The organism is Kaistella sp. (assembly GCF_032060305.1).
GTDB lineage: Bacteria > Bacteroidota > Bacteroidia > Flavobacteriales > Weeksellaceae > Kaistella > Kaistella yananensis.
Genome location: NZ_DAMBHK010000082.1, coordinates 1 through 8,426 on the forward strand (window position 1 = coordinate 1; position 8,426 = coordinate 8,426).

The 8,426-nt window shown below is 41.9% G+C and carries 5 protein-coding genes; all 5 read right to left on the bottom strand.

Annotated features, from left to right (window positions below; genetic code table 11):
- Positions 1 to 2,846 (bottom strand): DNA polymerase I (polA, locus tag V5N63_RS10210; protein WP_332033855.1); only part of this gene is annotated, 2,846 nt, incomplete at its 3' end.
- A 112-nt stretch (positions 2,847 to 2,958) separates the two neighbouring features.
- Positions 2,959 to 3,528 carry a phosphatase PAP2 family protein gene (locus tag V5N63_RS10215; protein ID WP_332033856.1) on the bottom strand — a complete coding sequence of 190 codons (570 nt, stop codon included), beginning with the start codon at positions 3,526 to 3,528 and terminating at the stop codon, positions 2,959 to 2,961.
- 1 nt (position 3,529) lies between these two features.
- Complete coding sequence (locus tag V5N63_RS10220) at positions 3,530 to 3,856, bottom strand: Sec-independent protein translocase subunit TatA/TatB (RefSeq protein ID WP_332033857.1); 327 nt, start codon at positions 3,854 to 3,856, stop codon at positions 3,530 to 3,532.
- Between the two features lie 67 nt (positions 3,857 to 3,923).
- Entirely contained in the window at positions 3,924 to 5,147 is a 1,224-nt protein-coding gene (locus V5N63_RS10225; RefSeq protein ID WP_332033858.1) for a TCR/Tet family MFS transporter, read from the bottom strand.
- Between the two features lie 98 nt (positions 5,148 to 5,245).
- Positions 5,246 to 8,155, bottom strand: coding sequence for a protein translocase subunit SecD (secD, locus tag V5N63_RS10230; RefSeq protein ID WP_332033859.1), 2,910 nt, complete (start codon positions 8,153 to 8,155; stop codon positions 5,246 to 5,248).
- Positions 8,156 to 8,426: the final 271 nt, after the last annotated feature.

Below are 8,426 nucleotides of genomic sequence, written 5' to 3' on the forward strand. Positions count from 1 at the left end.
TAATGCGCTTCCAGCCAGTTATCACCTACTCCAACTTCCACCAGCAAAGGTACTTTGGTTTCAAATGCAGATTCCATTTCGGTTTTGATTAAATTTTTGGCGACCTCAACTTCCTCTATCGGAGCTTCAAACAAAAGTTCGTCATGAACCTGGAGGAGCATTTTGGTTTTCAAATTCATTTCCGTCAGTTTCTCGTCGATTTTAATCATCGCCAGTTTAATCACATCGGCAGCACTTCCCTGGATTGGTGCATTCACTGCGTTTCTTTCTGCATGCGCTTTCACCACAAAGTTAGCGGAATTGATGTCTTTTAAGTGGCGCTTCCGGTGAAGAATTGTTTCCACATAACCCAGTTCCTGCGCTTTTTTCACCTGCTCTGCCATATACTTCTTAAGTCGTGGATAGGTTTCAAAATAAGCTTCAATCATCTGTTTGGCTTCGGTTCGTGAAAGTCCGGTCTGTTCAGCCAAAGCAAAAGCGCCCTGACCGTAGATAATCCCGAAGTTCACCGTTTTCGCCTGAGAGCGCTGGGTTTTACTTACTTCTTCGAGTGGAATATTAAATAATTTAGAAGCCGTGGAAGCGTGAATATCTTCTCCGTTCTGGAATGCCAGAATCATATTCTCCTCATTGGAAATTTCTGCAATCAGACGCAATTCGATTTGAGAATAGTCGGCAGAAATAATTTTTTTCCCTTCACCTGCAACGAAAGCCCCGCGAATCTGCTGACCTCTTAAAGTACGGATTGGGATATTCTGAAGATTCGGATTTACCGAAGCCAAACGGCCTGTAGCTGCCGTTGTCTGCGAAAAATTGGTATGAACCCGCTGATCATTTTTGTCGATCTGCAGAGGTAACGCATCAACATATGTTGATTTCAGTTTCTGATAGGTTCTGTATTCAAGAATGTATTTGATGATTTCATGCTTTGTTGACAGTTTCTGCAAAACATCCTCGGAAGTAGCGTACTGACCTGTTTTCGTCTTTTTCGCTTTCGGGTCGAGCTGCATTCTTTCAAACAGAATTTCGCCCAGCTGTCTTGGCGAATTCATATTGAATTCTTCACCGGAGAGTTCAAAAATATTCTTTTCAAGCTCTCGCAGATCATTTTCAAGGTCTTTACTTTCCTGTTCAAGCCATTTTTTATCCAGTGAAACACCCTCAAGTTCCATCTTGGCCAGAACTTTCATTAACGGCATTTCAACTTTATAAAATAAATCCTGAAGATTTTCTTTGTGAAGCTGTGGCGCAAAAAGCTCGTAAAGTTGCCACGTAATATCTGCATCTTCAGCTGCATAATCCGTTTGCTCTTCAACGGAAACTGCCCGCAAAGTGACCTGATTTTTTCCTTTGCCAATCAGCGTTTCAATGGATACCGGTTTGTAATTCAGATAAATTTCAGAAAGGTAATCCATACCGTGTCTACCATCGGGATTCAGCAGATAATGGGCAATCATCGTATCGAAAATTGCACCCTGAACCTCGATACCATAGCGCTTCAGGATTTTATAATCAAACTTAAGGTTATGCGCTACCTTCAGGATTTCTTCTTTTTCAAATAAGGGTTTAAAAATTTCGAGCGTTTCCAAAACTTCCTCCCTGTTTTCAGAAAGCGGAATGTAATACGCCAAACCTTTTTTATAGGAAAAACTCATCCCGATTAATTCGGCTTCCAGCTCATTTAAGGAAGTGGTTTCGGTATCAAAACACACCGCTTTCTGCTGAAGCAGGTTTTTAACGAGAATCTTCTGCGCTTTTGGCGAATCGATGTATTGGTAAAGATGATCGTTTTCGGCAATATTCGATTTGGTATTGGTCGCCTGATCGAGTTCTTCATAGCTGGCAAACAGATCGAGCTGAACCGATGCCGCGCCAAGATTTCCTAAAGGTGCAGCATTTTCAACTTTATCATAACGGGAAATTTTATCCGGACTTTGAGCCTGAGTTTCCGTTGCTGGCGCAAAAGCCCGGTAAAGATTTTCGTACAGTCTGCGGAATTCGATCTCGTCGAAAACTGTTTTCACTTTTTCGAAATCGGGAGTTTCCAGATCGTACTGTTCCTGATGAAATTCTATTGGTGAATCACAAATAATCGTGGCGAGTTTTTTTGATAAAATACCGCGTTCGGCACTGTCTTCTACCTTTTCACGCAGTTTCCCTTTGATTTCGTGCGTGTTTGCCAGAAGGTTTTCGATGCTTCCGTATTCTTTCAGGAATTTTTTTGCAGTTTTTTCGCCTACACCGTCAAGTCCCGGAATATTATCTACTGAATCTCCCATCATGGCAAGGAAATCGATCACCTGTTTCGGGTCATCAATTTCGTATTTGGCTTTTACTTCTTCAACGCCTAAGATTTCAAATTCCGCTCCCTTTAATCCGGGTTTGTAAATTTTAATTTTATCGGTCACCAACTGCGCAAAATCTTTGTCCGGCGTTACCATATAGGTCGTGTACCCTTCTTTTTCTGCTTTGCAGGCAATGGTTCCGATAACATCATCGGCTTCATAACCTTCAACTCCAAGAATGGGAACATGCATCGCCTCCAGAATCCTGTGAATGTAAGGAATTGCTATCTTAATGGCTTCCGGGGTTTCGCTCCTGTTGGCTTTATAATCTGAAAAATCAGCAGTCCTCACGCTGGCTTCCCCAACGTCGAAAACTACGGCCAGATGCGTAGGTTTTTCCCTGCGGATGAGCTCGATTAAAGAATTGGTAAACCCAAAAATGGCAGACGTGTCTTTTCCGTCGCTCGTAATCCGCGGACTGCGGATTAGGGCGTAATATCCACGAAAAATCATCGCATACGCATCGATGAGGAAAAGCCGTTTATCGTTGTTGTGTGACATAAAAGCAAAGATAATATTTTTGGCTGTAAGCCGGGGACGAAAACAGAAGTTTTGGCGCGAGCGAAGCGAGCGCAAAAAAGTGTGGCAATAAAATCAGTGAAAATGTCAGCTGTCAGGAATTTGCTTTCTGTCTTTTGTAAATCACTTTTAATGAAAGTGTCGCAAAAAAACCGCCCAGGAAAAAGCCCATTAAAGCCCCCATGATAAGATCCATCGGGAAATGTACCCCCAGATAAATGCGGCTGTAAGAAACCATTGCCGCCCAGAAGAATAATAAATAGGGCAAATATTTGTGGGTTTTCCGAAGCAGGATGCTCATTAACGTGGCAATAAAGAAAGTATTGGAAGCATGGCTGGAATAAAAACCGAATTGCCCGCCACATTTCACCTCTCTTACCAAACCTTCCAAAGTTGGGTCATGACACGGTCTGAGCCTTGCAATCCCGGATTTGAAAATCCCGGCAAGCTGATCAGACACCGTCACGCCCAAAGCGATGAAAATAAGGATGAAAATTAAATTCCGGACCCTGTATTCTTTATATAGTAAATAAAGAAAAATAACATAAAGCGGAACCCAGATCCAGGTCGCAGAAACCATAATCCAAAACTGGTCGAACGGCTGGCTTCCCAGATTATTGAGGTAGAGAAAGGCTTGTTGGTCTTCCTGAATGATTTCGTGCATATTAACGGCTTACAGGTCCTTCGTGCTGGTCGTCGTCAGCAAGATTAACTTTAGGTTGTACTTTTTCAGCGAGTGCTTCATTATGCTGTGCCTCAGCAAGTGGATTATAATCTTTGGCGGCCTGCTTTACTTTGTCGATTTCACGCTTTATTTCAGATACAGGATTATCGGTTTCTTTTAAAATCTCAGTTTTCACATCCTCCATAGCACCGCGCATCTTACGCACACCCTCTCCCAGATCGCGTGCAATCTGAGGTAATTTATCTGGACCGAATAAAACGACGATTGCAACAGCAATCAAAAGCATCTCTCCTATACTTAATTCCATGGCGTAAAATTACGAAAGTTTATGAAATCAATTTTCATTTTTAAAAATTTAAATCTTCGAGGGGAAGTTAATGACTCCTTTTCTCCCGAAAAACATGATATACGATTACCGCACTGATGGCCATCAGCAAAAATCCAAGGAAAAACGGCGCTCCCGGAAATATAAACGGTGCTGAATCGTGCGTAAAATAATAAAAAGTATTGGTCATGAGCGGTGGACCTACAATTGCGGTAAGACTAACAAGACTTGCCAGCGCGCCCTGAAGTTCGCCCTGTTCACTTTTTGGCACTTCCGAAGAAATGACCGACTGCAGCGCCGGACCTGCAATTCCGCCCAGACCGTAAGGCACCAGAAACGCGAACATCATCCAGCTTTCGCTTGCAAATGCAAATAAAATCATCCCGACGGCATACAGCGAAAGACCGTAGAAAATACTTTTTTCGTTTCCGATTTTAGGTTGAATGAAGCGGATTAAGTAGCCCTGAACCAAAGCAGCCATAAAACCGGAAACTCCTAAAGAAATTCCGACCAAAGTTTCAGTCCATTTGAATTTATACATCGTGAAGAATGTCCAGTTGGTCTGTACCGCATGTCCTGCAATATATACGAAAATTAAAGCTGCGATAAGTCCAAGGATTTTCGGGTATTTTTTCAACTGCAAAAGCGAACCTATAGGATTTGCACGCCTCCAGTTAAAGGGACGGCGGTGTTCTTTATCAAGACTTTCAGGGAGAATAAACCAGCCATAGAGAAAATTGACAAGACAGAGAATTGATGCTGCGTAAAACGGAACCCTTGCGCCATACTGCCCCAAAACACCACCGATCACCGGTCCGATGATGAAGCCCAATCCGAAAGCCGCTCCAATCATTCCAAAGTTTTTAGCGCGGTCTTCATCGGTAGAAATATCGGCAATATAGGCACTGGCCGTTGTAATACTGGCTCCCGTAACTCCGGAGAACAGCCGGCCTACAAAAAGCCAGAAAATAGTCGGTGCTAAAGCCTGAATCATAAAGTTAATCGAAAACCCAAGCAGTGAAAAAAGAATAATCGGTCTCCGCCCAAACCGGTCGCTTAATCCTCCCAGAACCGATGCAAAGACAAACTGCATTGCGGCGTACACAAAACTCAGCCAGCCTCCGTATTGAGAAGCCACACTGAGATCCGGATTATGAGTTAACTCCTGAATAAGCTTGGGTACCACAGGAATTACAATTCCCCATCCTGTAATATCGATGAGCAATGTGATAAATATAAAACCGATGGCTGCGGATTTCTGATTCTTTTTCATGACAGAATGCAAAGATAGTTTTTGTAAAAGCAAGTTTTATTACAAAGCCAAAAAAAATGCCCTTTTTTCAAAGGACATTCTCTTTATATAAAATAAGATTAGGCTTCTTCAGGCGTAGCTTCTTTCTTAGCAGCTAAACTTTTCTTGGTTCCTTCCACCCCTTTCTTCTTCAGCAAATCATAAGATACTGCTGATGCGATAAACCAGGTAGAATACGTACCAAAACCAACCCCGATAAGCAGGGCAAACATAAATCCTCTTAAGTTTTCACCACCGAATATAAAGATGGCAAGAATTACAAGGAAGGTCATAAATGCGGTATTAAACGTTCTTCCCAAGGTACTTGAAATGGAGTCATTGAATAATCCTTCCAGAGTTATGGCTTTTTTCTCGTTTAGATATTCACGGATTCTGTCGAAGATGATTACCGTATCGTTGATGGAGTAACCCAGTACCGTAAGAATTGCCGCGATGAAATCCTGATTGATCTCCATGTTGAAAGGCATTACATTCTTCAGGATCGAGTAAGCACCCAGAATTACAATCGCGTCATGCACTAATGAAGCCACTGCGCCGGTTGAAAACTGCCATTTCTTGAACCGTACCAAAATGTAAAGGAAAATCCCGGCCAGTGCAATAAGCAATGCAATAACACCACCTGATTTAATATCATCCGCTACCGTAGGTCCTACTTTTACAGAGCTTACAATTCCGTAACTGCTTCCTGAATCTTTAAACCCTGAAAGCTGTGCATCTGCAGGAAGATAAGGCTTGAGTCCGTTAAACAGTTTGCTTTCAACATCCTGATCAGCTTCTACACTTTCTTCGTCAATTCGGTAATCTGTTGTAATTTTCAGCTGATTATCGCTTCCGAAGGTCTTCACATCCACTGCGTTTTTCTGGCCTTCTTTGTTAACGAACTGTTTTTCAAGATTATCGGCAGCGTCGTTTGCCACTACAGGTTTTTCAAAACGTACCACATAGCTTCTGCCTCCTTTAAAGTCGACCCCAAATTTAAATCCTGAAGTTACGATGGAAGCAAGACAGATGATGGTAATAATTCCGGAAATGATATAAGCATATTTTCTTTTTCCAATGAAATCAACCCAGGTATTTCTGAAGATGTTTTTACTGAACTTAGTCCATACAGAAAGTCCTTTTCCTTTTTCAAGTCTGCTGAAAATAAGTACTCTCGTTAAAAGTACACAGGTAAACATCGAAAGGATAATACCGATACCCAATGTTACCGCAAAACCCTGAATCGGACCTGTACCGAAGATATAAAGCACCACCGCTGTAAGAAGTGAAGTTATGTTACCATCGATAATCGCCGAAAGCGAGAAGTTGAAACCTTCGTTGTATGCTTCACGGATATTTTTACCGGCAAAGAGCTCTTCTTTGGTTCTTTCATATACAATTACGTTCGCATCAATCGACATTGCCATGGAAAGTACGATACCCGCGATACCAGGAAGCGTAAGCGTAGCATCTACAGAATCCATGATTCCCATCAGGTAAAACAAGTTGAAAGAAATCGCGATTACCGCATAAATCCCTGCCCCACCGTAATAGAACAGCATATAAAGAATAATGATTACAAAGGCAATGATGAAGGAATACATCCCGGCATTTACCGATTCTGCTCCCAAAGATGGCCCTACCACTTCTGCCTGTACAATTTTTGCACCTGCAGGCAGTTTACCTGCTCCAAGAACATTTACCAGGTCCTGTGCTTCTTCCTGAGAGAAACTTCCGGAAATCTGTGTTCTACCGTTAGGGATTTCGTTTACAACGTTCGGTGCGGTATAAACCACATTATCCAAAGTTACGGCAACGGGTTTGTTTACGTTTTTACCGGTCAGTGTTTTCCAGTCTTTAGAACCTTTAGAGTCCATCTGCATGTCGACCACGATTCTTCCAAGGTCATCATAGTTTACCCTTGCAGATTCCACCGCACCGTCTACCGGAGCTTTTTGGTTGATGTTTCCACGGATGGCGTAAAGTACAAGATTATTCCCGTCACCTGCTTCCGGCTTATATCCCCACATAAACTGGGTATATTTAATGTTCTGCGGTCTTAAATCGTGAGCAATTTTGCTGTTGATGATTTTATTAATCGCAGCAGTATCGGAAAGTTTTACATTCGCAACACCGTTAGATCTTAATGAATTTAACTGTAAAAGGTTTATGAGGTTTGTGTTTTTGGCAACACCCATAGAATCACCTTTGGTAGCGATTACAGCATTAAGCTGTTCCAGGTAAGGGTACACTTCCTGAAGCTGCTGAACTTCCCAAAACTGAAGCTTTGCAGAAGTCTGAAGCATTTTCTTCACCCGGTCGATGTCTTTCACGCCAGGCATTTCCACAGAAATTCTTCCTGTTCTTGGTACACGCTGCACGTTTGGCTGCGTAACCCCCATTTTATCGATACGGGTTCTGATTACTTCGTAAGCAGTCCCTGTAGAAAGCTCAATTCTGTTCTCTATAATTTTTTTAACCTGCTCATCGGGTGTATTGAATTTAATCTCAGAAAGATTAGTATTCCCGAAGATTTCAGCGTCTGCAAGTTTCAGGTTGGTTCCTTTTTCTTTATTTACCAGATCGAATTGGGTAAAGAAATCCTTGATATAAGGATTGGTAGAGTTTTTCTGCATCTGGTCGGTACGGTCCAGCGCCTCCAGAAGAACCGGATTGGTAGAATAATTGGTTAAGTTATTTACCAAATCTCTTTGGTTGATCTCCAAGAGTACGTTAATCCCGCCTTTCAGATCCAGACCAAGCTTCATTTCCTTTTCTTTCGCCTGGGAGTAATAAAGTTTTGTAAAACCGAGATTCAGGGTGTCTTTAGAAAGTCTGGCCATCTCTTTCTGATACTTTTCCGGGTTGTTACCGGCGAGTTCAGTGGCCTGTTTTTCAATTTTGCCTGCATACCAGGTTGGTAACAATTCATTAAGACAAATAAGTCCCAGAATTATCGCAACCAGCGTAATAAGTCCTTTTCCTTGCATTGTTAATAGTTTACAACATTAAAATTATAGTCGGCAAATATAATGATTTTCAATAGAATTAAGAATTTTTAACAAAATAATTTAGATTGAATTATAAATGGATAAAAACTCCCAAAACATTGCTAAACCAACGGCATTTTGCGGGTTTCCCGACTGAAATATAAAAAGCGGCTCAATGGCCGCTTCCCTATTAGATCGTCATAGAAAATATTCTTGTTTCCGGTTTGTTGCGCATCATTCTGAGATCGAACGTCATGGCAACGTTTCTGGT

Coding starts and splice junctions, on each gene's coding strand:
- V5N63_RS10225 (WP_332033858.1), bottom strand. CDS start 5,147: ATGAAAAAGAATCAGAAATCCGCAGCCATCGGTTTTATATTTATCACA.
- V5N63_RS10215 (WP_332033856.1), bottom strand. CDS start 3,528: ATGCACGAAATCATTCAGGAAGACCAACAAGCCTTTCTCTACCTCAAT.
- secD (WP_332033859.1), bottom strand. CDS start 8,155: ATGCAAGGAAAAGGACTTATTACGCTGGTTGCGATAATTCTGGGACTT.
- V5N63_RS10220 (WP_332033857.1), bottom strand. CDS start 3,856: ATGGAATTAAGTATAGGAGAGATGCTTTTGATTGCTGTTGCAATCGTC.